This is a genomic window from Bradyrhizobium vignae, assembly GCF_004114425.1.
GTDB classification, from domain to species: domain Bacteria; phylum Pseudomonadota; class Alphaproteobacteria; order Rhizobiales; family Xanthobacteraceae; genus Bradyrhizobium; species Bradyrhizobium vignae.
Map to the genome: position 1 here is coordinate 14,640 of NZ_RDQF01000037.1, position 24,439 is coordinate 39,078.

General features: G+C 65.4%; 21 protein-coding genes. 9 read left to right on the forward strand and 12 right to left on the reverse strand.

Annotated features, from left to right (window positions below):
* The first annotated feature begins 192 nt into the window (after positions 1–192).
* From rlmN to argG, 4 genes are all read left to right on the forward strand, one after another.
* On the forward strand, positions 193–1,386 hold the full coding sequence (gene rlmN / locus EAV90_RS26085) for a dual-specificity RNA methyltransferase RlmN (protein ID WP_129145051.1): 1,194 nt from the start codon (positions 193–195) through the stop codon (positions 1,384–1,386).
* A 131-nt stretch (positions 1,387–1,517) separates the two neighbouring features.
* Positions 1,518–2,012 carry a hypothetical protein gene (locus EAV90_RS26090; protein WP_122406318.1) on the forward strand — a complete coding sequence of 165 codons (495 nt, stop codon included), beginning with the start codon at positions 1,518–1,520 and terminating at the stop codon, positions 2,010–2,012.
* A gap of 180 nt (positions 2,013–2,192) precedes the next feature.
* Positions 2,193–2,969 carry a phosphatase PAP2 family protein gene (locus EAV90_RS26100; protein ID WP_129145052.1) on the forward strand — a complete coding sequence of 259 codons (777 nt, stop codon included), beginning with the start codon at positions 2,193–2,195 and terminating at the stop codon, positions 2,967–2,969.
* 89 nt (positions 2,970–3,058) lie between these two features.
* Positions 3,059–4,396, forward strand: coding sequence for an argininosuccinate synthase (gene argG / locus EAV90_RS26105; RefSeq protein ID WP_129145053.1), 1,338 nt, complete (start codon positions 3,059–3,061; stop codon positions 4,394–4,396).
* 148 nt (positions 4,397–4,544) lie between these two features.
* On the opposite strand, the gene EAV90_RS26110 is transcribed toward argG, so the two are convergent.
* The 10 genes from EAV90_RS26110 to sdhC form a co-directional block, all read right to left on the reverse strand.
* The gene (locus EAV90_RS26110; RefSeq protein WP_129145054.1) at positions 4,545–6,788 is read right to left on the reverse strand and encodes an OmpA family protein; all 2,244 of its coding nucleotides are present in this window, start codon (positions 6,786–6,788) and stop codon (positions 4,545–4,547) included.
* A gap of 187 nt (positions 6,789–6,975) precedes the next feature.
* Positions 6,976–7,218: a hypothetical protein gene (locus tag EAV90_RS26115; protein WP_162500532.1), complete on the reverse strand. Its 243-nt coding sequence runs from the start codon at positions 7,216–7,218 to the stop codon at positions 6,976–6,978.
* 83 nt (positions 7,219–7,301) lie between these two features.
* Complete coding sequence (locus tag EAV90_RS26120) at positions 7,302–7,688, reverse strand: VOC family protein (protein WP_122400350.1); 387 nt, start codon at positions 7,686–7,688, stop codon at positions 7,302–7,304.
* Positions 7,689–7,712: 24 nt separating this feature from the next.
* Positions 7,713–8,537 carry an FkbM family methyltransferase gene (locus EAV90_RS26125; RefSeq protein ID WP_162500060.1) on the reverse strand — a complete coding sequence of 275 codons (825 nt, stop codon included), beginning with the start codon at positions 8,535–8,537 and terminating at the stop codon, positions 7,713–7,715.
* A 150-nt stretch (positions 8,538–8,687) separates the two neighbouring features.
* Positions 8,688–10,634, reverse strand: coding sequence for an ABC transporter ATP-binding protein/permease (locus tag EAV90_RS26130; RefSeq protein WP_122400352.1), 1,947 nt, complete (start codon positions 10,632–10,634; stop codon positions 8,688–8,690).
* 49 nt (positions 10,635–10,683) lie between these two features.
* Entirely contained in the window at positions 10,684–12,837 is a 2,154-nt protein-coding gene (locus tag EAV90_RS26135) for a hybrid sensor histidine kinase/response regulator (RefSeq protein WP_129145055.1), read from the reverse strand.
* Between the two features lie 187 nt (positions 12,838–13,024).
* Positions 13,025–13,807, reverse strand: a complete 783-nt coding sequence (locus EAV90_RS26140; protein WP_100236830.1) for a succinate dehydrogenase iron-sulfur subunit — start codon at positions 13,805–13,807, stop codon at positions 13,025–13,027.
* A 107-nt stretch (positions 13,808–13,914) separates the two neighbouring features.
* Positions 13,915–15,750, reverse strand: coding sequence for a succinate dehydrogenase flavoprotein subunit (sdhA, locus tag EAV90_RS26145; protein ID WP_122400355.1), 1,836 nt, complete (start codon positions 15,748–15,750; stop codon positions 13,915–13,917).
* A gap of 3 nt (positions 15,751–15,753) precedes the next feature.
* Entirely contained in the window at positions 15,754–16,158 is a 405-nt protein-coding gene (gene sdhD, locus EAV90_RS26150; protein WP_122400356.1) for a succinate dehydrogenase, hydrophobic membrane anchor protein, read from the reverse strand.
* Positions 16,155–16,553 (reverse strand): succinate dehydrogenase, cytochrome b556 subunit, encoded by a 399-nt coding sequence (sdhC, locus tag EAV90_RS26155; protein WP_027561807.1) that lies wholly within the window; start codon positions 16,551–16,553, stop codon positions 16,155–16,157. The genes sdhD and sdhC overlap by 4 nt, the downstream gene beginning before the upstream one ends.
* A 509-nt stretch (positions 16,554–17,062) precedes the next feature.
* Here sdhC and EAV90_RS26160 point away from each other — a divergent pair.
* Positions 17,063–17,923, forward strand: coding sequence for a sulfite exporter TauE/SafE family protein (locus tag EAV90_RS26160; protein ID WP_129145056.1), 861 nt, complete (start codon positions 17,063–17,065; stop codon positions 17,921–17,923).
* Between the two features lie 117 nt (positions 17,924–18,040).
* Here EAV90_RS26160 and EAV90_RS26165 read toward each other — a convergent pair whose 3' ends face one another.
* Positions 18,041–19,570: a malonate--CoA ligase gene (locus EAV90_RS26165; RefSeq protein ID WP_129145057.1), complete on the reverse strand. Its 1,530-nt coding sequence runs from the start codon at positions 19,568–19,570 to the stop codon at positions 18,041–18,043.
* A gap of 87 nt (positions 19,571–19,657) precedes the next feature.
* Here EAV90_RS26165 and EAV90_RS26170 point away from each other — a divergent pair, with 87 nt between their 5' ends.
* The 4 genes from EAV90_RS26170 to EAV90_RS26185 all read left to right on the forward strand — a co-directional run bounded on the left by EAV90_RS26170 (position 19,658) and on the right by EAV90_RS26185 (position 22,885).
* Positions 19,658–20,419, forward strand: a complete 762-nt coding sequence (locus EAV90_RS26170) for an SDR family oxidoreductase (RefSeq protein WP_129145058.1) — start codon at positions 19,658–19,660, stop codon at positions 20,417–20,419.
* 301 nt (positions 20,420–20,720) lie between these two features.
* Complete coding sequence (locus EAV90_RS26175; RefSeq protein WP_129145059.1) at positions 20,721–21,275, forward strand: fasciclin domain-containing protein; 555 nt, start codon at positions 20,721–20,723, stop codon at positions 21,273–21,275.
* A 183-nt stretch (positions 21,276–21,458) separates the two neighbouring features.
* Entirely contained in the window at positions 21,459–22,088 is a 630-nt protein-coding gene (locus tag EAV90_RS26180) for a cytochrome b/b6 domain-containing protein (protein WP_129145060.1), read from the forward strand.
* Positions 22,089–22,102: 14 nt separating this feature from the next.
* A complete protein-coding gene (locus tag EAV90_RS26185) occupies positions 22,103–22,885 on the forward strand; it encodes a molybdopterin-binding protein (protein ID WP_122400362.1) in 783 nt (260 codons plus the stop codon).
* Between the two features lie 93 nt (positions 22,886–22,978).
* Here EAV90_RS26185 and EAV90_RS26190 read toward each other — a convergent pair whose 3' ends face one another.
* Positions 22,979–24,178 carry a YbfB/YjiJ family MFS transporter gene (locus tag EAV90_RS26190; protein ID WP_129145061.1) on the reverse strand — a complete coding sequence of 400 codons (1,200 nt, stop codon included), beginning with the start codon at positions 24,176–24,178 and terminating at the stop codon, positions 22,979–22,981.
* Positions 24,179–24,439: the final 261 nt, after the last annotated feature.

Sequence of the window (24,439 nt, forward strand, 5' to 3'; positions counted from 1 at the left end):
GCCTCGTCGTTAAGGCTGAGGGCGATAAGGTCGCAATCGGCGGTTCCGATTGCTATATAGGGGTTATCCCAAAGGTGCTGCCGTCATGGCCGGGCTTGTCCCGGCCATCCACGCGCTGGCTCCGGGCGGGAAGAACGTGGATGCCCGGGACAAGCCCGGCCATGACGAGACAGCAGCAATCTCAGGCAAGCGATGACCGAGCCGCACAACGCAACATTGGTGGAGAAGACTCCGCTCGAAACCTATGTGCCGCCGGCAAGGCCGTCGCTGATCGGCCTGTCGCGCGCCGAGCTTGCAGATCGCCTCGGCGAGATCGGCGTTGCACCGGCCCAGCGCAAGATGCGCGTGCAGCAGTTGTGGCACTGGATCTATTTCCGCGGCGCCCAGAGCTTTGACGAGATGACCTCGATCTCGAAGGGCATTCGCGCCGATCTCGCCCAGCATTTCACCGTCGACCGGCCGGAAGTCGTGGCCGAGCAGATTTCCAATGACGGCACCCGCAAATGGCTGCTGCGGCTGCCGAGCGGCGACGCCGTCCAGAAGGCGCATGAAGTCGAGTGCGTCTACATCCCCGAAACCGATCGCGGCACGCTCTGCGTCTCCTCGCAGGTCGGCTGCACGCTCAACTGCGCGTTCTGCCACACCGGCACGCAGCGCCTGGTGCGCAACCTCACCGCCGGCGAGATCGTCGGACAGGTGATGGTCGCGCGCGATCGCCTGAACGACTGGGCCGATCGCGAGGACGGCACGCGCCGCGTCACCAACATCGTGATGATGGGTATGGGCGAGCCGCTCTACAATTTCGACGCGGTGCGCGATGCGCTGCTCATCGTCGGCGACAACGAAGGCATCGGCATCTCGCGCCGCCGCATCACGCTCTCGACCTCGGGCGTGGTGCCCAACATCGTGCGCGCCGGCGAGGAGATCGGCGTCATGCTCGCGATCTCGCTGCATGCTGTGCGCGATGAATTGCGCAACGAGCTGGTGCCGCTCAACCGCAAATATCCGATCAAGGAGCTCTTGCAGGCCTGCCGCGACTATCCCGGCGCCTCGAACGCGCGCCGCATCACCTTTGAATATGTGATGCTCAAGGGCGTCAACGATTCGCTCGACGATGCAAAGCTGCTGGTGAAGCTGCTCAAGGGCATTCCGGCCAAGATCAATCTGATCCCGTTCAATCCCTGGCCGGGCACGGCCTATGAGTGCTCGGACTGGGATCAGATCGAAAAATTCTCCGAATACATCTTCAACGCCGGCTATTCCTCACCGGTCCGCACCCCGCGCGGCCGCGACATCCTCGCCGCCTGCGGCCAGCTCAAGTCGGAGACCGAGAAGCTCAGCGCCAGGGAGCGCCAGGCGCTGCGCGCCATGGCGATGACGGACTAGCTTTCTATGTCCGCGCTCTCGCATCCCCGTCATTGCGAGCACAGCGAAGCATCCAGAATATCTCCGCGGCGGCAGTCTGGATTGTTCGTCGCTGCGCTCCTCGCAATGGCGACTGAGTTGACATTTTTGCCATGTCCCTGATCGGCCGCCTCATCATCATCTTCATCGGCTTCCTCGCCGCCTGCTTCGTCGGCGGCATGATCGTCGTCGTCGCGCTGCTGTTCCCGGAATTCGCAGATCTCGGCGCCGGTCCCGTCGATCAAGGTGCGATCGATATCCTGCTCGGCTTTGGCTTCATCTTCGTCTCGGGCTTCGCGCTGGTGCCAGCGGCGGTGATCGTCGCCGTCACCGAAGCGCTCTACATCCGCAGCGCGCTGGCTTACGCCGTCGGCGGCGGCCTCGTCGGGCTCGCCTGCTATCTCGGCCTTGTTCCGTTTCACGCCGACACCTTGCAGTTCGAAGGCATCGTGCGGCGTCACCTGGAGATCATGACCGGCGCCGGCATCGTCGCCGGTGTGGTCTATTGGCTGATCGCCGGCCGCAACGCCGGCGCCTGGCGCGAGCCGCCGCCTCCGCACAAGCCGCCTCCGCCGCTGCCGTCACAGTCGCGGCCGGACGGGCGGTAATTTATGTGCGTCATTCCGGGGTGATGTGAAGCATCGAACTATGGTGCGCAATTGCGCACCTGAGAATCTCGAGATTCCCCGGTGCGCAATTGTGCACCTGAGGTCTGGTCCTTCGGACCATCCCGGAATGACGGTGGCAAAGGGTTTCCATCCTCCTTCCACTCCGCTAAACCGCGCGCCATGAACCGGACTGGACTCTTCATCGCCCTGGCGCTCTGGCTCGTGATCGGCCTTGTTTTCGGCCTCTATCCCGAGCTCGATCTCAAGCTCGCTGCGCTGTTCTTCGACCCCGCGACCAGGACGTTTCCGCTCAAGCTGAACGAATGGGCCGGCTTTGCGCGCGATGCGGCGATGTGGATCGCCTGGGCCTTCGCCCTGCCCTCGATCGTCGCGCTTGTGGTCAAGATGATCCGGCCGGACCGGCCGCTGATGGTGCCGGGGCGCACGATCATTTTCCTGCTGGTGACGTTGACCATGTCGGCCGGCATTTTGACCAACCTGACGTTCAAGAATTACTGGGGCCGTCCCCGTCCGGTGGTGGTGACCGAGTTTGCCGGCGATCAGCAATTCGTGCCTTGGTGGGATCCGCGCGGCGGCTGCGGACGCAACTGCTCGTTCTTCTCCGGCGAAGGGGCAACGGCATTCTGGACGCTCGCGCCGGCCGCACTGGCGCCGCCGGCGTGGCGGCCACTTGCCTATACCGCCGCCGTGGTGTTCGGCGCGGTAACCAGCGGGCTGCGCATGGCCTTCGGTGGCCACTTCTTCACCGACGTTTCCATCGCGGGCCTCGTGACCTTCGTCGTGATCTGGTTCGCCTACGCGCTGATTTACCGCTGGCCGCGGACGCGGTTTTCGGACGATGCGGTCGATGCCGTCTTGACCCGGCTGAACATGCCCGCCTACCGGCTCCGCCAGCGCCTGTTCGGCCGCAAGACCGGTCCCGAGCCCTCGGTTTGAGCCATTAAATGCGTGCCGAGCCTCGCGAAATTTGATATTCGCCGCCCTCGAGCCACAACATCAGCTATTTGAGACCGATTGGACGCGCCATGACCACGATCCTGAAAAGCCTGCCCAAGGGTGAGAAAGTCGGCATCGCTTTTTCGGGCGGCCTCGACACCTCTGCGGCGCTGCTCTGGATGAAGCAGAAGGGGGCGCGCTGCTACGCCTACACCGCCAATCTCGGCCAGCCCGACGAGGCCGACTACAACGAGATCCCGCGCAAGGCGATGGAGTTCGGTGCCGAGAAGGCGCGCCTCGTCGATTGCCGCACGCAGCTGGTCCACGAAGGCATCGCCGCGATCCAGTCGGGCGCCTTCCACATCTCGACCGGGGGCATCATCTATTTCAACACCACGCCGCTCGGGCGCGCCGTCACCGGCACGATGCTGGTCGCGGCGATGAAAGAGGACGGCGTCAACATCTGGGGCGACGGCTCGACCTTCAAGGGCAACGACATCGAGCGCTTCTACCGCTACGGCCTGCTCACCAATCCCGGCCTGAAGATCTACAAGCCCTGGCTCGACCAGCAGTTCATCGACGAGCTCGGCGGCCGCGCCGAGATGTCGGCGTTCATGACCGCTCAGGGCTTCGCCTACAAGATGAGTGCGGAGAAGGCGTACTCGACCGACAGCAATTTGCTTGGCGCCACCCATGAGGCGAAGGATCTCGAAAGCCTCGACAGCGGCATCAAGATCGTCAATCCGATCATGGGCGTGCCGTTCTGGCGCGATGACTGCGCGGTGAAGGCCGAGACGGTCGTGGTGCGCTTTGAGGAAGGCCAGCCGACCGCGCTGAACGGCCAGACCTTCTCCGATCCCGTCGCGCTGTTCCTCGAAGCCAATGCGATCGGCGGCCGCCACGGCCTCGGCATGAGCGACCAGATCGAGAACCGCATCATCGAGGCCAAGAGCCGCGGCATCTACGAGGCCCCCGGCATGGCGCTGCTGCACATCGCCTATGAGCGCCTTGTCACCGGCATCCACAACGAGGACACCATCGAGCAGTACCGCATCAGCGGCATGCGCCTGGGACGTCTGCTCTATCAGGGCCGCTGGTTCGACTCGCAGGCCTTGATGTTGCGCGAAACCGCGCAGCGCTGGGTCGCGCGCGCCGTCACCGGCGAGGTCACACTGGAGCTGCGCCGCGGCAACGACTATTCGATCCTCAACACCGAAAGCCCCAACCTCACCTATGCGCCGGAGCGGCTCAGCATGGAGAAGGTCGAGGACGCCGCCTTCACGCCGGCCGACCGCATCGGCCAGCTCACCATGCGCAACCTCGACATCGCCGACACCCGCACCAAGCTGAAGCTCTACAGCGACACCGGCCTGCTCTCGGGCAGCGAGGGCTCGCAGATCTTCCGGCTCGAGAGCGACAAGGGGTGAAGCTGGTGTAGCTTCATTCGTCATTGCTGAGCGAAGCGAAGCAATCCAGAATCTCTCGGCGGTGACAGTCTGGATCTCCTCGCAATGACGAGAGCCCAAAACAAAAATGGCCGGGATCGCTCCCGGCCATTTGCGTTTGTGCTTCGCCTTACCGCGGCGGCGCGGCCCCGGGCGGGGGCGGCGGCAGCGAGGCCGTGCCGCCGTTGAGCAGCGGCGTGATGCGGCGGACGGTGACGCGCCGGTTGATCCGGCTCGGTCCGTCGGTCTGCTCCTTCAGGTACTGCTTGCCGTAGCCCTGCGAGGTCAGGTTCTCGGCGGGCACGCCGAACTGCTGCGTCAACAACTCGGCCGCGGCCTGCGCACGGCGATCCGACAGCGACAGATTGTCGACGTCGTTGCCGACCGCGTCGGTGTGTCCCTCGATCAGGAACACCTCGCGCGGGTTGCGCTGGATCGCCCGGTTGAGGCCGTCGGCGATCACCTGGAGCCGGGCCACCTGGTCCGGCGGGATGGTCCACGATCCCGTCTCGAAGTTGATCGTGTTGACGTCAATGCTCGGCATCTGCATGCGAACATTGGGGCTGTAGCGGATTTCGTCGAGCGTATAGCGCCGCTCGATCCGCTGTACCGGCGGTGCCTCCATGGTCGCGTAGATCACGTCCGGCGACGCCTCCTCAGCGTCGACGATGTAGCGATCATAGGGAATGTTCACGACCGGCGGCGGCACGTCGACATAGAAGCCGCCGACCGAGCGCGGATCGCGGTAGCTGTTGTCGATGATGACGATCTCACGTCCGCCGGGGTCCCTGCGGATTCGCCGCAGCAGCGAACCGTCCGGACCGACCACCGTGATGACCTCGCTGCCATCAGGGCGAATCACGACGGTGCGCGTTTCGCCGCCCTCGTTGAAGGTGCGGATGTCGCGGGCGCCGTAACGGAAGCGGTAGAGATCGTTGCCGCGGACATACTCCTGGCCGCCGGGGTCGCGGATGATGATGCGATCCGGCTCGGTGTAGATGGTGCGTCCGCCTTCGACGACCTCCTGCCGCTGATTGCGGTAGTCGGCGATCGTCGCGCCGATCACGGCGCCAGCCACCACGCCCGCACCGATCGCGAGCGGCGTCAGGTCACGCTGCGGCGGGCGGGGCGGAGGCGGCAACGGTGCAGCGACCGTCGGCGCGGCGCGGAAGGCCGGTGCGACCGTCGGCGGCGCGTATTGCGCCCGGTTCGGCGGCGGTGCTGCGGCCGGCGTGCCGGGGACGACAGTTGGTGCTGGGGCGCCGGCGGGAGCTGCGGGGCGGGGCGGGAGATTGCCGGCCTGCGGCGGCGCAGCCGGAGTTCCGGCAGCGGGCGCGCCGGCAGGAGGCGTTCCACCCTGTTGGCCAGGGGTTGGCGTCGCGGTCGGAGCCGGGGTTGGGCCTGGGGCCGGCGTCGCCGATCCCGGACGTCCGGCCGGCGGCGTCGCGGTGCCGCTCGGGGCCGGCGTTGCCGTTGGAGCAGGCATGGCTCCGGGGGCTGGCGATCCCGCCGCCGGAGGCGCGCCGGGACGTGCGCCGGGTGGAGGCGCGCCGGGGCGGCCGGCTGGCGGTGCACCAGGCGTGCTGCCCGGAGCCGGCGTTGCGGTCGGCGCAGGGGTCGGCGTCGGCGTTGGTGTCGCCGTCGGAGCGGGCGTGGCTGCCGGCGCAGCTGCGCCGGGGCGGGCCGTGGGCGCAGCTGTCGGAGCAGGCGGGGTTGCCGTGGGCGCAGGCGTCGGCCGGGCCGACGGAGCCGCGGCGGGCGGAGGCGGAGGAGGAGGGGGTGGCGTCGGGCGAGCCGCAGGCGGCGGCGTGGTGGGTGCGTGCTGCTGCGGAGCCGCGGCCGGAGGCGGTGCCGGAGGCGTGGGCGCAGGACGTGCCGCGGGCGGCGCCGGAGGAGGCGGTGTCGGGGCGTGCTGCTGCGGGGCCGCGGCCGGAGGCGGCGCAGGTTGCTTCGGGGCGGCCGGCGGCGGTGGAGGCGGCGCAGGTTGCTTCGGGGCGGCCGGCGGCGGTGGAGGCGGCGCAGGTTGCTTCGGAGTGGCCGGCGGCGGCGGGGGCGCCGGACGGGCCGCAGGCGGAGGCGAAGGCGGTGGCGGCGCTGCCGGGCGCGGCGGTGCGGCTGTCGGCGGGGGCGCTGCGGGCGGGTGGGGCGGTGCAGCCGCGGGCGGCGGTGCCGCTGGGCGCGCGGGTGCTGCAGGTGGGGCGGCCCCGGGCGGTCCCTTCGGCGGCTGCTTCGGTTTTCCGTCAGGGCCCGTCTCTTGCGGCTGGGCCTGTGCGACCACGAGCGGCGAAGCGCTTTGCGCGTGCGATGCGGTGTTTGCCAATTGCATCGCGGTCAGAGCCGTCGTCGCAAGCAGCACGATACGAAGGTTGGTCATGGTGGTGAACTTCCCCGGAAGGTTCTTTGACGAAAGTGTTGGGATGAACAGCTACGCGTTAGGCCGCATTGTGGCGGGCGATGCGACCGCAGTCCGATTTATTTCTGCACGCAAATCACCTCACTATGGTGACGTTCATTGCGCATTCAGACGCTTCTTGCAATCGCCTCACCTGTGATGCTTCGCCTCATACGTGATCCTGCGGTGGAGCTGCGTCCGTCGCAGGATTGGGCGTCAGCGGACCGTTAGGTCCGCGTCGTGGAATCTCTTCCGGCATATGGCCGGGCAATTCATCCGGCCGCGGTGTTTCGCCGGGCTCGCGCGTCGGCGGCGTGATGTCGGGCTGTGGATTGCCCGGCGGAATTCCGGGCGGCGGCTCGGTCGGAGTGCCGGGCGTCGATGGCGGAATCTCGGGCGGTTCGATCGGCATCGGCATCATCGAGATCGTTGTCCAGAGAACGACAACGACCATGTCGCGCTGATGTTCCGCACCACATCGATTCGAAGTCTGCGTTATTCGGGCGCGTGACAGACGGCCTCGATATTGTGGCCATCAGGATCGAGCACGAAGGCGCCGTAATAATTGGCATGATAATGCGGGCGGATGCCGGGCGGGCCGTTATCGCGGCCGCCGGCCGCGATCGCCGCCTTGTAGAAGGCATCCACCGTGGCGCGGTCCTTCGCTGCGATCGCAATGTGCACCGGCTTGTTCATGGCGCCTTCCGCGCCGAACCAGAAGTCCGGCTTACCGTCGGCGCCGAAACCTGCGGCCGCAGCGTGACCGGTCTGCTCGGCCGTCACTTCCATGATCAGGCCATAGCCGAGCGGCGCCAGCGCCTTCGCATAGAACGTTTTTGCGCGCTCATAGTCGGAGACCGAGAAACCCAGATGGTCGATCATCGCAACCTCTCCTGTTCGTCCTTGTCAGCGTGACAGGAACGTATTGCTCCGTGTCTTGCGTGCGATCGTAAAGCCGCGCGCGACCATGTCGGCAATACAATCCTGCTGCCATTCGTTTCGTGACAGGTGTTCGATCACGACCGCGCGCGGCCAGAGCGATTGCGGCGCGTCGCGGAAGAAGCCGATCAGCACGCGGTCCTCGAAGCCCTCGACGTCGATCTTGAGCGAATCGACCTTTGTGACGCCGGCCTCCTCGAGAATGCGCATCAAGCGTAGCGACGGCACCTTGATGGCCTCGGCACCGGCCGAGCCGGTGACGACGTGAGTGGCGCCGAGATTGCCGCCGCCGCTCTCGATCATCAGCTCGCCGTCGCTGTCCCCCGCGGCCGCCTGCACCAGGCGCACCTGCGGCGTCTTCGACGCGGCGTGATTGAAGGAGAGCCGTCCGAAGGTCAGCGGATGCGGCTCGATCGCGACCACCTTGCCTGATGGCCCGACCTGCCGCGCCATCACCAGCGCAAAGGTGCCGACATTGGCGCCGACATCGACGAACACGCCGCCCGCAGGGGTGTGCTGGCGCAGGAAGTCGAGCTCGTCGAGATTGTAGTCGGGATTGAACAGCGCGCCGCGCTCGGTCGCGCTGCCCTGGTGATAGAAGCGGAACGAGGCGCCCTGATACTGCACGTCGAGCGGGCCGCTGCGCAGCAGATTGACCAGCCGCGACAGCCAGGGTCGGAACGCGCCGCGCATCAGCCCCGAGCGCGTCGCGAGGCGGATGATCGCAGCCTGTGCCGCATTGGGGGCAAACGCGCCGAACGGCGCGGACGAAGGGGCGTTGTCGGACGTCAAGCAGCAGGTCCTCGTTGCAGGCGGCGCATGCATAGCCGGTTTTGGCGACAACTCCAACGGGCGGGTTGTAGCCTGGATGGAGCGTTACAGCGTGTTCTCGCGCGTGGACGGACCGGTCCCGGATTGCGCTTCGCTCATCCGGGCTTCGGATCACGCTGCCTTCTTCCGCTGGTGCAGCAATCGCCCGAGCAGCTTGCGCTTGCCCTTGCGCGGAATCAGCTCGACGTCGCTGACGAGTTTTGCGCCGCCCTTGCGCCGCTCCAGCACGATCTTGCGGCTGTGGAAAGCCTCCAGCTCGGCGCGATGCGCGACGCTGACGATGGTCGCCTTCGGCAGCTCGCCGGTGATCATCTTCATCATCTTGTCCTGGCTCCGCTCGTCGAGCGCCGAGGTTGCCTCATCGAGCACGACGATATCAGGATTGTGCAGCAGCAGCCGTGCGAAGGCGAGGCGCTGTTTCTCACCGCCGGACAGCGTCTGGTCCCACGGTCCTTCCTCTTCGATCTTCCCCTTGAGATGATCGAGGCCGACCTTGTGCAGGGCTTCGCCGATCTCCTCGACGGTCCAGTGGTCGGCGGCGCCGGGATAGGCGACCGCGCGCCGCAAGGAGCCGGAGGGCACGTAAGGCCGCTGCGGCAGCATGAACAGACGCCGGTCGGCATGCAAATTCACGCTTCCGCCGCCCCATGGCCACAGGCCTGCGATGGCGCGCACCAGCGTGCTCTTGCCGGTGCCGGACTCGCCGGCGACGAGCAGCCGTTCGCCCGGGTCTATCACGACTTCGGTCTCGCCGACCACGGCGGTGCCGTCATCGAGCGTGACCGAGAGATCCTTCATCTCAAGCATGGCGTCGTTGCGCGTCTCCCCGCGCTTGATGCGGCCAAGGCCGTCGCCCTGCTCGGCGCGTTCGAGGCCGTCGAGCGACATCATCAGCGAGGCGATGCGGCGCGCGCAGGCATTCCAGTCGGCCAGCCGCGGATAATTGTCGACCAGCCAGCCGAACGCACTCTGCACGATGGTGAAGGCGGAGGCCGCCTGCATCACCTGTCCCAGCGTCATGCTGCCGTCGAGGAATTTTGGCGCGCAGAGGAGAAGCGGGACAACGGGAGCAACGAGGCTGGATCCCTGCGACACCAGCGTAGTGCGCATGTGCTGGCCGGCGAGGCGCGCCCACTGCCGCAGCACGCGGTTGAAATTGCGGTCGATGCCGTCGCGCTCCTCCTCCTCGCCGCCGAGCAGCGCGATACTTTCGCCGTTCTCGCGCACGCGCGTCAGCGTGTAGCGGAAATCAGCTTCGGCCTGGTTCTTCTCCTCGGAGACCTGCACGAAGCGCCGGCCGATCGCCACGATCGAGCCGGATGCGATCGCGGCGTACAGGATCGCGGCGATCACCAGAAAGCCGGGAATCGTGATGGACGAGCCGCCGAGCACGACGGTGAGCGCACCGCCGATGGTCCAGAGCACGACGATGAAGGTCGCAGCCGACAGCAGCGCGGACGTGACGCCGGCGAGGAAATCGACCGGAGAGTCGGTGGCAATCCGCAGATCCTCCGCGATTCGGTATTCGGGATTTTGGTGGTCGCCGCCGACGAGATTGAGCTGGTAGTAGCGCCCGTTCTTGAGCCACCTGGTCAGCACGCTCGCAGTCAGCCAGGCCCGCCAGCGCCGCTGGATGCCCATGCGCGCGAACACCTGCGCGACGGCGAGCACGATGCTGCCGATCGCGAGCGGGAAGAACACCGCCGTGAGATGGAAGACGCTCGTCGCATCGCGCTTCTCGATGGCGTCGAAGATCGCGCGATTCCAGACATTGATGCCGTATTGGAAGCCGACGGTCAGGACGATCAGCGCGCCGAGACCGATCGAGAACGGCCAGGCCAAGCGGTTGCCGTTGCGGCCCCAGAAGCCGCGCGCGCTGATCCAGAACCGCGTCAGCAGATAATCCTTGCGCGCCTGCTCGGCTTCCTCGGTTGAGAGCTCGGGGTCAGGTTCGACCAGGTCGGGCGGCGGCGGTGTCACTTCATCGCCGTTCTCGCCTTTGATCTCGACAATGGGCGGCTGTTTGCCCTGTTCGCGCGTTGCGGCCGGCTTGTGCATGAGCGGACAACGCAAAGGAAATCAAACGGTTCCCTTGGGTTCCGGCTGATCACTCGGCGGCGCCGTCGCGCACGCGTCGCGGCCGTGCCGCATGGTGCAGAACGCGCGACAATTCCTCGATCGAATAGGGCTTTTGCACGAGATCGAATCCGGCAGCGCCGTCCTGTGACAGGGCCTGGCTGTAGCCGGTGGTCAGCACGACCGGCACGCCGATGCCGCGGTCGCGGATCGCCTGCGCCAGATCGAGCCCGGTCATCCCGGGCATCACCACGTCCGAGAACACGACATCGAAACGATCCGCGTCCACGGCGAGCTCGGCGAGTGCATCGGTCGCATTGTCGACCAGCGTGATGGTGTAGCCGAGTTCGGTGAGCCCATCGGCGGCGAAATTGGCGAGCTCGATATTGTCCTCGACCACCAGCACCGACATGCCGCTGCCGGCCACCGCCGGCGCAGTGTTGGGCGCCTGGCGCTGCGGCAACAGGTCCGGCGGGACGCGCGGCAGATAGAGCGAGAAGGTGCTGCCCTGCCCCACCTCGCTCGTGACAGTCACCTCGCCGCCCGATTGCCGGGTGAAGCCGAACACCTGGGACAGGCCGAGACCGGTGCCGTGGCCGACCTGCTTCGTAGTGAAGAACGGCTCGAAGATGCGCCCTATTCGCGCGGCGGGAATGCCGATGCCGGTGTCGCTGACTGTCACGCGGACGAAGCCATGCTCTGTCATGGCCGGGCTGGCCGAAAGCTGCACCGTTGCGTCCGCAACGGTCGTTGTTGCCTCGACGCTGAAAACGATCCTGCCTTTGCCCTGCATGGCATCGCGCGCGTTGGTCGCCATGTTGATCAGCGCGGTCTCGAACTGGCTGGCATCGGCATTGACAAGGCACGGCTCCGCCGGCAGCTGCATGACGATCTCGATCGCGGGACCCAGCAGCGTGGCGAGCATGTCGTGCAGCGACTGCACCCGCGCACCGACGTCGAACACCTCCGGCTTGAGGGGCTGGCGCCGTGCAAAGGCGAGCAGCTGCGAGGTCAGCTTGGCTGCGCGCGCCACTGAATCGGCGATGGCCGTGATGTAGCGCTGCCGCCGCTCCTCGGTCAGCTGCGGCCGGTTCAAAAGGTCGACCGAAGCGCGGATCACCGTCAGGAGATTGTTGAAGTCGTGGGCGACGCCTCCGGTGAGCTGTCCGAGCGCTTCCAGGCGCTGGCTGTGCTTGAGCGCCTCCTCGGCCTCGCGCCGCTTTGCAGCTTCGGCCTGAAGGTGCTGGGTGCGCCGCAAGGCGAGCGCCAGCAGCAGAAACAGCAGTGCGGTGGCGGGAATGCCGAACACCAGATGCTGGCCCATGGTGGCGAACCAGCGCGCGCGGATCGCCGAGGTCTCGAGCCCGGCGCTGACATAGATCGGATATTCGGCGACGCGCCGGTAGGCGATGCGCCGCTCGATGCCGTCCGAGGGCCATGCCACGGTGATGAGGCCGTGCTCGGGTTGAGCCACGATCTTCCGGCCTACAGGGCCGGCCGGATCGAGCCGGAGGTCGTGGTCAAGCCGGGGAAAATGCGTGAGCACCGCACCGTCGGTGCGTGCCATCGCGAAGAAGCTGCCGGGATCCGATCCAATTCTGGCGTAAAAACTCTCGAAATATTCCGGCAGGACCGAGGCCTGGATCACGCCGATGAAGCGGCCGTCGTCGGAGTCACGGCGGCGGCTCACGCCGAAGAAGCGGGCACCTTGATAGGGCGGACGCGGCGTCAGCGGCATGCCGATGAAGGTGCCGATGGTCTGGTCGACATGGGCATAGAAGTAATCGCGGTCGGCAAAGCCGAGGTCCGGCGGTGGCGAGACAAGGCTGTTGACCAGAGCTTTTCCGTGCGCATCGAAGATCCAGGCCGATTTGAGCTGCGGCAGCGAATCGGTCAGCCGCTTCAGCCGGCGATGCAGCGTCGGCTCTCGGGCGCGGATGGTATCGTCTGAAAGGCCGCGCACGACCTCGTTGAGCTCGGCAAGGCTGCGGTCGATGGTCTCGAACACCTTGAGCGCGTGCTCATGCGCGACATCGACCGTGCGCTCGATCTCCCGGTCGGCGATATCCTTGGTCGATGTGTAGGAGATCGTGGCGGCAACGGCGAACAGCGCAATCGGCAGCGCCAGGGATGCCGCCATCATCCACTGCAACAGCCTCAGCGAGTTGCGTTGCGCCCTCTGCACAGTCGCTCCGTCCCGAGTGGGAGCTTAACCGAATCTTGTGCAGGTGAGGAAGTAGCTTATGCTGGAGCGGCTGGTTGCAATCTAAAAATTTGCACGTGCAGCGGGATTGAGAAAATTCTGCTCGAATTTAAGCCAATTGCAGAACACCCCGGCCGGTCTGGGCCGGGGTGGAAGGATGACCTTCGTCTCAGATTTGCCGCTCGACCATCTTGAGCTTGAGCTCGGCGATGGCTTCGGCCGGGTTGAGGCCCTTCGGGCAGGCCTTGGCGCAGTTCATGATGGTATGGCAGCGGTAGAGCCGGAACGGATCCTCGAGATTGTCGAGCCGCTCGCCGGTGGCTTCGTCGCGCGAATCGGAGACCCAGCGGTTGGCCTGGAGCAGCGCGGCGGGCCCGAGATAGCGCTCGCTGTTCCACCAATAGCTCGGGCAGGAGGTCGAGCAGCAGGCGCAGAGGATGCACTCATAGAGGCCGTCGAGCTTTTCGCGATCCTCGTGGCTCTGGCGCCATTCCTTCTGCGGCGTCGGCGAGGTCGTCTTCAGCCAGGGCTCGACCGAGGCGTACTGCGCGTAGAAATTGGTGAGGTCGGGGACGAGGTCCTTCACCACGGGCTGGTGCGGCAGCGGGTTGATCTTGACCGCGCCGTCCTTGACGTCGTGCATCGAGCGGGTGCAGGCCAGCGTGTTCTGGCCGTCGATGTTCATGGCGCAGGAGCCGCAGACGCCTTCACGGCAGGAGCGGCGGAAGGTGAGCGACGGGTCGATGTGGTTCTTGATCCAGATCAGGCCATCGAGCACCATCGGACCGCAATCATTGGTGTCGACGTAATAGGTGTCGACGCTCGGATTTTTGCCGTCATCAGGATTCCAGCGATAGACCTTGAACTCGCGGAGCTCGGTCGCGCCCGCGGGCTTCGGCCAGGTCTTGCCGCCAGTGATCTTGGAGTTCTTCGGAAGTGCGAATTCAACCATTGCTCTAACCTTTCGTCATTCCGGGATGGTCCGAAGGACCAGACCCGGAATCTCGAGATTCCGGATTCGATGCTGCGCATCGCTCCGGAATGACGGCTACTGTTCGCTCAATACACGCGCGCCTTCGGCGGGATGTACTGTACGTCGTTGGTCATGGTGTAGTCGTGAACCGGGCGGTACTCGATCTTGACCTTGCCGGCATCGTCCAGCCAGGCCAGCGTGTGCTTCATCCAGTTCTTGTCGTCGCGTTCGGAGAAGTCCTCGCGGGCATGGGCGCCGCGGCTCTCGGTGCGGTTGGCGGCCGAGTTCATCGTCACCACGGCCTGCGAGATCAGATTATCGAACTCCAGCGTCTCGACGAGGTCCGAATTCCACACCAGCGAGCGATCGGACACGGCGATGTCGGTGATGCCGCTGTGGACCTTCGCGATGAGGTTCTGGCCTTCGTTCAGCACTTCGCCGGTGCGGAACACCGCGCAATTGTTCTGCATCACGTGCTGCATGCCCTCGCGCAGCTTCGCGGTCGGGGTGCCGCCGGAGGCGTAGCGGTAATGGTCGAGACGGCTGACCGCCATCTCGGCCGAGTTCGCCGGCAATTCGGGCTGCTTGGCATTGGGCGTGAGCTTCTCGGCCAGGCGGAGCGCTGCGGCACGGCCGAACACGACGAGGTCGATCAGCGAGTTGGAGCCGAGGCGGTTGGCGCCGTGCACGGAGACGCAGGCGGCCTCGCCGATCGCCATCAGGCCGGGGATCACCGCGTTGTCGTCGCCGTCCTTCTTGGTCAGCACTTCGCCGTGATAGTTGGTGGGGATGCCGCCCATATTGTAGTGCACGGTCGGCACGATCGGGATCGGCTCGCGCGTCACGTCGACATTGGCGAAGATTTTTGCGGATTCGGAGATGCCCGGCAGGCGCTCGGAGAGCACCGCGGGATCGAGATGGTCGAGGTGAAGGAAGATGTGGTCCTTCTTCTTGCCGACGCCGCGGCCTTCGCGGATCTCGATGGTCATCGCGCGCGAAACGACGTCGCGCGAGGCGAGGTCCTTGGCCGACGGCGCGTAACGCTCCATGAAGCGCTCGCCCTCGGAATTGACGAGATAACCGCCTTCGCCGCGGGCGCCCTCGGTGACGAGACAGCCCGAGCCGTAGATGCCGGTCGGGTGGAACTGGACGAACTCCATGTCCTGGAGCGGCAGGCCGGCGCGCAGCACCATGCCGCCGCCGTCGCCGGTGCAGGTGTGCGCCGAGGTGCAGGAGGCGTAGGCGCGGCCGTAGCCGCCGGTGGCGAGAATCACGGTCTGGGCACGGAAGCGATGCAGCGTTCCGTCATCGAGCTTGAGCGCGATGACGCCGCGGCAGGTGCCCTGGTCGTCCATGATCAGGTCGATGGCGAAGAACTCGATGAAGAACTCGGCCGCGTGACGCAGCGACTGGCCATACATCGTGTGCAGCATGGCGTGGCCGGTGCGGTCGGCGGCGGCGCAGGTGCGCTGCGCCTGACCCTTGCCGTAGTCCATGGTCATGCCGCCGAACGGACGCTGATAGATCTTGCCGTCCTCGGTGCGCGAGAACGGCACGCCCCAATGCTCGAGTTCGTAGACCGCGTCGGGCGCGTTGCGCACCATGTATTCGATCGCGTCCTGGTCGCCCAGCCAGTCCGACCCTTTCACGGTATCGTACATATGCCAGCGCCAGTCGTCCTTGTGCATGTTGCCGAGCGAAGCAGAGATGCCGCCCTGCGCCGCGACCGTGTGCGAGCGGGTCGGAAACACCTTGGTGATGCAGGCGGTGCGGAGGCCCGCCTCGCTGCAGCCGACCACCGCGCGCAGGCCCGCGCCGCCGGCGCCGACTACGACGACGTCATAGGTGTGATCTTCGATCGGGTAGGCTTTGCCGTTGGTGGCGGGAGCGCCGTTGCCCTTGCCATTCGTCTCGTTGGCCATGGGTTACACTCCGGATGACAGTTGGAGAATCGCGTAGATCGAGGCGAGCGCGACCGCGATCGAGAAGAAGTTGTTGAGTATGATCGCGGTGAGCTTCAGCTTCTCGTTGTGGACGTAGTCCTCGATCACGACCTGCATGCCGATCTTCATGTGCCAGGCGCTGGCGATGATGAAGAGCACCATGATGATGGCGACCGGCAGCGAGCCGAGGATCTGCTTGGCGCCGGCCTGGTTGCGGCCGAGCAGCATCATGATGATCACCAGCACCGGGATCATCAGCAGCGTCATCGCCACCCCCGTGAGGCGCTGCCGCCAGAAATCGGATGTGCCGGAATGCGCCGCGCCGAGATTGCGGACGCGGCCGAGCGGGGTGCGCATGCTGCGCTTGGGCGTATCGGTCGCGCTCATCGTCCGCCTCCGATTGCATAGGCGATGATCCAGATCAGCACCGTCAGGGCGATGCCGCCGATCGCTGCGCCCCAGGTCAGGGCCTCGCGCTCATTGGCCTTGAAGCCGTAGCCGAGGTCCCAGACGAAGTGCCGAATGCCGCTCAACATATGGTGCATCAGCGCCCAGGTGTAGCCGAACACGATCAGTCGGCCGATGATGCTGCCGGTGAAGGCCTGGACATGGGCATAGGCGGCGGGGCCGGAGGCCGCCGCGATCAGCCACCAGGCGAGCAGCAGGGTTCCGACGTAAAGGGCGATACCGGTGGCGCGGTGGACGATGGATAGGGCCATCGTCAGCGTCCAGCGGTAGACTTGCATGTGTGGTGAAAGCGGTCGTTCGATCCGTGCGGTCATGGGCTTTGATGTTGTATGGCGGCCCTTGAGGGCGCGCGCGGGGATCGCGAGAGGTCGGCTCTATTTACGGAGTCGATTCCGCCTGCGCAATCACCAAATCGCCATAAATCGAACGAGGGTTCAGCTCTACAGCCTTGATGAAACAAGACCAATCAGGGGCTTGGTATACCAGAGCCTCTGTCCGCCAACAAAGAACCGAACATTCATTCATGTCTTTCCAAAGCGCCGAGGCGCGTTGAAATTGCTATTGGAACACCTCCAAACGGACCATGCCGTCTAACCCAGCCGGAGCTCAGCCAAAACGCCGGCAGCGCGCCTCGGCCGGGCGCCAATCTGCTGAGCTTTGATCGCATTCGGGTCTGGTCCGGATATGCGCACCCTGCATTCCACCCCAGCCGGCCGACGTTGCGTGTCGACCGTGGGAATCAGATCGCCTAAACCACCGCAGATGGCTCTCCGAACGTGCGTGGCGGAGAAGTTGCGACCAAGTCGCCGGGGGCAAGTCAGGGGTGGTTGCAGGTCTTGATATCAAGGAGATCGTCGAGCTCGCGCTGCTGCTGATCGCAACCGGCGCGCTCTCGGGATTTCTGGCCGGCGTGTTCGGCATCGGCGGCGGCGCGATCCTCGTGCCGGTGTTCTACGAATGCTTCCGCATCGCCGGTGTGCCGCTGGAGGTGCGGATGCCGCTGTGCGTCGGCACCTCGCTCGCGGTGATCATCCCGACCTCGATCCGATCGTTCCAGGCGCACTACAAGCGCGGTGCGGTCGACATGGCGATCCTGCGCGTCTGGTGGGTGCCGATCCTGATCGGCGTCATCGCCGGCAGCGTGGTCGCGCGCGTCGCGCCGGAGCGGCTGTTCAAGATCGTGTTCGTCGGCGTCGCCTGGTCGGCGGCGGCCCGTCTCGTCTTCGCGCGCGAAGGCTGGAAGTTCGGCGACGACCTGCCGAAGGGGCCATTGATGCGCGTCTACGGCTTCTGCGTCGGCATTCTCTCGACGCTGATGGGCATCGGCGGCGGTCTGTTCTCGAACCTCCTGATGACCTTCTACAGCCGTCCCATTCATCAGGCGGTGGCGACCTCGTCGGCGCTCGCGGTGCTGATTTCGATTCCCGGCGCGCTCGGCTATGTCTACGCTGGCTGGCCCGCCGCGGCGAGCTATCCGACCGTCGCCGCGCTGCAGGTGCCGTTCGCGCTCGGCTACGTCTCGCTGATCGGCGCCGTGCTGGTGATGCCAATGAGCCTCGTCACCGCGCCGCTGGGTGTGAAGGCCGCGCACGCGATGTCGAAGCGCATGCTGGAAGTCGCGTTCGGCTGCTATCTGTTCATTGTGGGTAGCAGGTTCGTGCTGAGCTTGCTGGGCGGGCAGTAGCCGCCGCACCCACCGTCATTGCGAGCGCAGCGAAGCAATCCAGAATCTTTCCGCAGAGGCAGCCTGGATTGCTTCGTCGCAAGAGCTCCTCGCAATGACGAGACGAGAGGGCGCTCCTTATTTCTTCGCGTAAATATCCTTGTACGTCTCGCGCAAAATGTTCTTTTGCACCTTGCCCATGGTGTTGCGCGGCAGCTCGTCGACCACGAAGACGCGCTTGGGCATCTTGAACTTGGCGAGGCGGCCGTCGAGCGCCTTGAGCACCGAGGCTTCGCTGACATCGGCGCCCTTGTTGCAGACCAGCACCGCCGTGACGCCCTCGCCGAAATCGGCATGCGGCACGCCGATCACGGCCGACTCGACCACGCCGGGCATGGCGTCGATCTCGCTCTCGATCTCCTTGGGGTACACGTTGAAGCCGCCGGAGATCACGAGATCCTTGCCGCGGCCCAGGATGTGCACGTAACCCTTCGCATCGACCTTGCCGAGGTCGCCGGTGATGAAGAACCCGTCGGGCCGGAATTCGGCCTTGGTCTTCTCCGGCATCCGCCAGTAGCCCTTGAATACGTTCGGGCCCTTCACCTCGATCATGCCGATCTCTTCGCGCGGCAGCTCTTTGCCCGTCTCGGGATCGGTCACACGCAGGGAGACACCGGGCAGCGGGAACCCGACCGCGCCGGGCACGCGCTCACCGTCATAGGGGTTCGACGTGTTCATGTTGGTCTCGGTCATGCCGTAGCGCTCGAGCACGGCATGGCCCGTGCGCGCCGACCATTCGCGATGGGTCTCGGCCAGCAGCGGCGCCGAGCCCGAGATGAACAGCCGCATGTGTTTCGTGGTCTCGCGCGACAGCGCGGGATTTTGCAGCAGGCGCGTATAGAAGGTCGGCACGCCCATCAGCACCGTCGCGCGCGCCATCAGCTTGATGATCAAATCAGGGTCGAGCTTCGGCAGGAAGATCATCGAGGCGCGGGCGAACAGGGTCACATTGGTCGCCACGAACAGGCCGTGCGTATGGTAGATCGGCAGCGCGTGGATCAAGACGTCCTTGTCGGTGAAGCGCCAGTAGTCGACGAGCGAGAGCGAGTTCGACGCCAGATTATCGTGGGTCAGCATCGCGCCCTTGGATCGGCCGGTTGTGCCTGACGTGTAGAGAATCGCGGCGAGATCGTCGCTCGCGCGCGGCACCGTCGTGAATTCGCTGCCTGCCTTGTCGGCAGCCTCCGTCAGCGAGCCCTTGCCGTCAGGCCCGAGCGTCTCGACCTTGGCCTTCACCTTGGCGGCGATCGGGCCGAGCCCTTCCGCCTTGGAGGGATCGCAGACCACCAGCGACGGTTCGGCATCGCCGATGAAGTAGTCGAGCTCGTTCAGCGTGTAGGCCGTGTTGAGCGGCAGATAGACTGCACCGGCGCGCACCGTGCCGAGATACAGCACGATGTTGGCCACGGATTTCTCCACCTGCACCGCGACGCGATCGCCGGGCTTCACGCCGCGGGCGACCAGCACGTTCGCCATTTGCCCGGCGCGCGCGATCAGGTCGCCATAGCTGATATGGGCGCCGTCATGCGTCTCGATCGCAAGGCGTTTCGGATCGTCCAGGCCGTCGAACAGGCGGGAAAACAGGTTGGCGTTGGCAGCTTGGTTCATGCAACATTCCTCGCCGGCGGAGGCCGGTCAAAAATCGAGGGCTGGATTAGCAAAAACCGCCCCGATGAAGCAACGGAGACAGTTTGCATGTCAAAAAACGGGAAACGCGTGGCCTGGGTCACCGGAGGCGGCAGCGGGATCGGGGAGGCCGGCGCAGAGGCGCTCGCGGCTGACGGCTGGACGGTGGTGGTGTCCGGGCGACGCAAGGACGCCCTGGATACCGTAGTTGTCAAGATCAGTAACGCGGGCGGAGCGGCTGAGGCCATTGCACTCGACGTGTCCGACGCCGTGGAGGCCCAGAAGGCAGCCGATCAGATCGTCGCCAGGCACGGCCGCATCGACCTGCTCGTCAACAATGCCGGCATCAATGTTCCCAAGCGCAGCTGGAAGGACATGGAACTGGAGGGCTGGGACAAGCTGGTCCAGGTCAATCTCAACGGCGTGCTCTATTGCATGCGCGCGGTGCTGCCGACGATGCGCAAGCAGCAGGACGGCTCGATCATCAACGTCTCGTCCTGGGCCGGCCGCCACGTCTCCAAGATGCCGGGCCCGGCCTACACCACGACCAAGCATGCGGTGCTGGCGCTGACCCATTCCTTCAACATGGACGAATGCGTCAATGGGCTTCGCGCCTGCTGCCTGATGCCGGGCGAGGTGGCGACGCCGATCCTGAAGCTGCGCCCGGTGGTGCCAAGCGAGGAAGAGCAGGCCACGATGCTGCAACCGGAAGACCTCGGCCGCACCATCGCCTTCATCGCCTCGATGCCGCCGCGCGTCTGCATCAACGAGCTCCTGATCAGCCCCACGCATAATCGCGGCTTCATCCAGACGCCGAACAACAGGGATTAGCCAAGGTCGCGCGACCTCGTCATTGCGAGCGAAGCGAAGCAATCCAGGCATAGATCCGCGGAGACAGTCTGGATTGCTTCGCCGCTTCGCTCCTCGCAATGACGCCTGAGCCACCACACGAACATCTCCCCACATAGTTTCACGCATCACAAAGAATTTTTCCTCGAAACCGTATCGCAGACCCTCCCGTAGTTCGGTCCAACGACGGCACTGCTGCATCACTTCACACGGCCGCAGCCGCCGTTGTTGCCCAACTCAAACACCGGCCATCGCCGGCCTCTATTCAATCGGGAGACTTTCCATGTCGAAGCGCATTGCCTATCTCGCTGCCGCCGCCTTCAGCGCCATCGCCGTCACCGCGACCGTCGTCGCGCCGGTGCGCGCCGAGGAGAAGACCGTCATGGTCGGTGGCGCCGCGATGTTCCCGTCCAAGAACATCGTGCAGAACGCAGTCAATTCCAAGGACCACACCACGCTGGTGGCGGCGGTGAAGGCGGCGGGCCTGGTGCCGGCGCTGGAAAGCAAGGGACCATTCACGGTGTTCGCGCCGACCAACGCCGCCTTCGGCAAGCTGCCGGCCGGCACCGTCGACAATCTGGTCAAGCCCGAGAACAAGGCGACGCTGACCAAGATCCTCACCTACCACGTCGTGCCCGGCAAGCTCGAGGCCTCCGACCTCACCGACGGCAAGAAGCTGAAGACCGCGGAGGGCGAGGAACTGACGGTCAAGAAGATGGACGGCAAGACCTGGATCGTCGATGCCAAGGGCGGCACCTCCATGGTGACGATCTCCAACGTCAACCAGTCGAACGGCGTCATCCATGTGATCGACACCGTGCTGATGCCGGCGACGTAACACCGCGCGCCCCTGTTTCATCCCCCGAACAGGACGCTTTGAGACGGCGAGCCGGGGGTGCCCGGCTCGCTTTTTTGTGACCGCCATAGCCTCGCGGCATCGATTCCATGACGCGAGAGGCGTAACGAAAGCGGACGCAGCGGCGTATAATTATCGTTAGACGATCGCCAGGACGGAACCATCATGTCGAGCCTCACAGTCACTGACGAGCAGGTCAGCGCCACCCCGGCCAAAGTGATCCAGCCGGCCTGGGTCCGGGTCATGCACTGGATCAATGCCCTCGCCATGATCCTGATGATTCTGTCGGGCTGGCAGATCTACAATGCCTCGCCGCTGTTCGGCTTCAGCTTCCCGCGCGAGTACACGCTCGGTGGCTGGCTCGGCGGCGGCCTGCTCTGGCATTTTGCGGCGATGTGGCTGTTGATGATCAACGGCCTTGCTTATCTCATCACCGGTTTTGCCACCGGACGCTTCCGGAAAAAACTGCTGCCGATCACGCCATCCGGCGTGCTTCACGACGTCAGGGCGGCTCTGACCTTCAAGCTCGGTCATGACGATCTCACCGTCTACAATTACGTGCAGCGCCTGCTCTATGCCGGCATCATCGTGGTCGGCGTGCTGATCGTGCTCTCCGGCCTCGGCATGTGGAAGCCGGTGCAGCTGTATTACCTCGTGATGCTGTTCGGCGACTATCCGACCGCGCGCTATGTGCATTTCTTCTGCATGGCCGCGATCTGCGCGTTCCTCGTCATCCACGTCCTGCTCGCGCTGCTGGTGCCGAAGAGCCTGCGCGCGATGATCATCGGGCGCTGATTAGGAGAGTTGTGATGGCCAAACGTTCATTCCTGATCCCCGGCGTCGACAAGCGGCTCCTGATCAAGGACTCCCTCAAGACGATGCCGGATCTCACCCGCCGCCGCTTCATCGCGGGCGGCGCCAGCCTCGGCGCGCTGACGCTGCTCACCGGCTGCGACGTCGTCGACTCCTCCTCGGCCGAGGAGATGCTGAAGCAGGTGTCGAAGTTCAACGACGCCGTGCAGTCCTTCATTTTCAATCCCGATGCGTTGGCGCCGACCTTCCCGGAGAGCGCGATCACGAAGCCGTTCCCGTTCAACGCCTATTACGATCTCGACGATGCCCCGGATGTCGACGGCAAGGACTGGAAGCTCGAAGTGCGCGGTCTCGTCGACAACAAGAAGTCCTGGACGCTGGACGAGCTCTATCAATTGCCGCAGGTCACCCAGATCACCCGCCACATCTGCGTCGAGGGCTGGAGCGCGATCGGCAGCTGGACCGGCACGCCCTTGCGCGATTTCCTCAAGCTGATCGGCGCGGACACGCGCGCGAAATATGTCTGGTTCCAGTGTGCCGACAAGGACGGCTACAACTCGCCGCTCGACATGCGCAGCGCGCTGCATCCGCAGACGCAGATGACGTTCAAATACGCGAACGAGATTTTGCCCCGCGCCTACGGCTTCCCGATGAAGATCCGCGTGCCGACAAAGCTCGGCTTCAAGAACCCGAAATACGTGGTCTCGATGGAAGTCACCAACGACTACAAAGGCGGTTACTGGGAAGACCAGGGGTACAATTCGTTCAGCGGGAGCTAGCTCCGCTGCAGGGTGGGCAAAGCGCAAGCGTGCCCACCATTCCATCCATGATGAAGGAGATGGTGGGCACGGCGCTTCGCGCCTTTGCTCGCCCTACGGCACCGATTGCCTGGCCGGCCCCACCTTCCGCTGGCACAGCGCCGCCACCGCCCCGAGCGCCAGCAGTGCGGCCGAGACGTTCAGCGCGTAGCTCAAGCTCCCCAGCGCATCCGTGACCGCACCCACCACGATCGGGCCGAGCGTCTGGCCGACGCCGAACGAGATCGTCATCGCTGCGATCGCGGTCGGCCACACCTCGGGCGGATAGTTGAAGCGGACGAAGGCGGTGGTTGAGCCGACCACGGCGAAGAAGGCGACGCCGAACACGACCGCCGAGATCGCGAGCCAGGCCGGCGAATGCCCGAGCATCGGCAGGGCGGCCCCCAACGCGTTGGTGCCGAGGATGATCGCGGTGGCGAGCCCGCCGCGGTCGAGCGCCAGCACACCGCGCCAGGCCCAGGGGGTGACGAAGGCGGACAGACCGATCAGGCTCCAGAACGCCGCCTGCGCCGCAGCGCCGCCGCCGCCGTCGCGCACATAGGCGATCATGAAGGTCATGTAGGCGATATAACCCGCGCCGAACAGGAAGTAGCCGGCGAGATAGATCAGCACCGGCAGGATCGCGAACGATGCGTGACTGCCTTCCGAGAAACGCGCGCCGCTTTCGATGCGGATCAGGAACAGCGGGATCGTCATCGCGACGGACAGCAGCGTCAGCGCCCACCAGACGATCCACCACGAGCCGGGTCCGAAATATTGCAGCGTGAACGGGGCGATCAACCCGGATGATAGAATGCCGATGCCCGGCCCGGCGTAGAACAGGCTGAGCAGGAAATTGGCGCGCGCGGGCTGCGACTGCACAATGGTCGCGGCCAGCGCGCCGCCGGCGACGAAGCCCGCCGCTGCGCCCAGGCCCAGCACGAGGCGCGCCAGGCTCAACGCGACGAAATTGCCTGATAGCGCGCAGGTCGCGAGCGCGGCGACACAGGCCAGGGTTCCGCCGCGGATTGCGGCTGACCAGCCGACGCGCTGGATCAGCCGCGACGCGACAAGCGCGCCCACGAGGTAGCCGACGGCGTTGATGGTGTTCATGAAACCGGCCGCCGAGTAGGACCAGCCAAGGTCCTCCCGCATGTCGGGCAGCACCAGCGCATAGGCGAAGCGGCCGATGCCGAGCCCGACCGTTGCCGCCAGCGACAGGGTCAGGATCAGCCGCGCAGGATGCGGGTTCGGGGGACGGTCAGGGGCGTGCAAGGGGTACTCCGGCAACCCGCACTGTGGCAGGCCCTGCCGGTCTTGCACAGCCGCGGCGCGGCAATGGTGTCTTGCCAAGCGCGCAACGCCGCTCTAGCACTCCGGCCGAAATTCACGAGATGCCGTCATGCCCGGCCTTGTGCCGGGCATCCACGTTCTTCGGCCCGCAAGCCAAGGACGTGGATGGCCGGAACATAGGCGAGCGGAAGCGACGCCGTCCTTTGGCCGGCTATGCCCGGCCACGACGCAACGGAGGTAGAA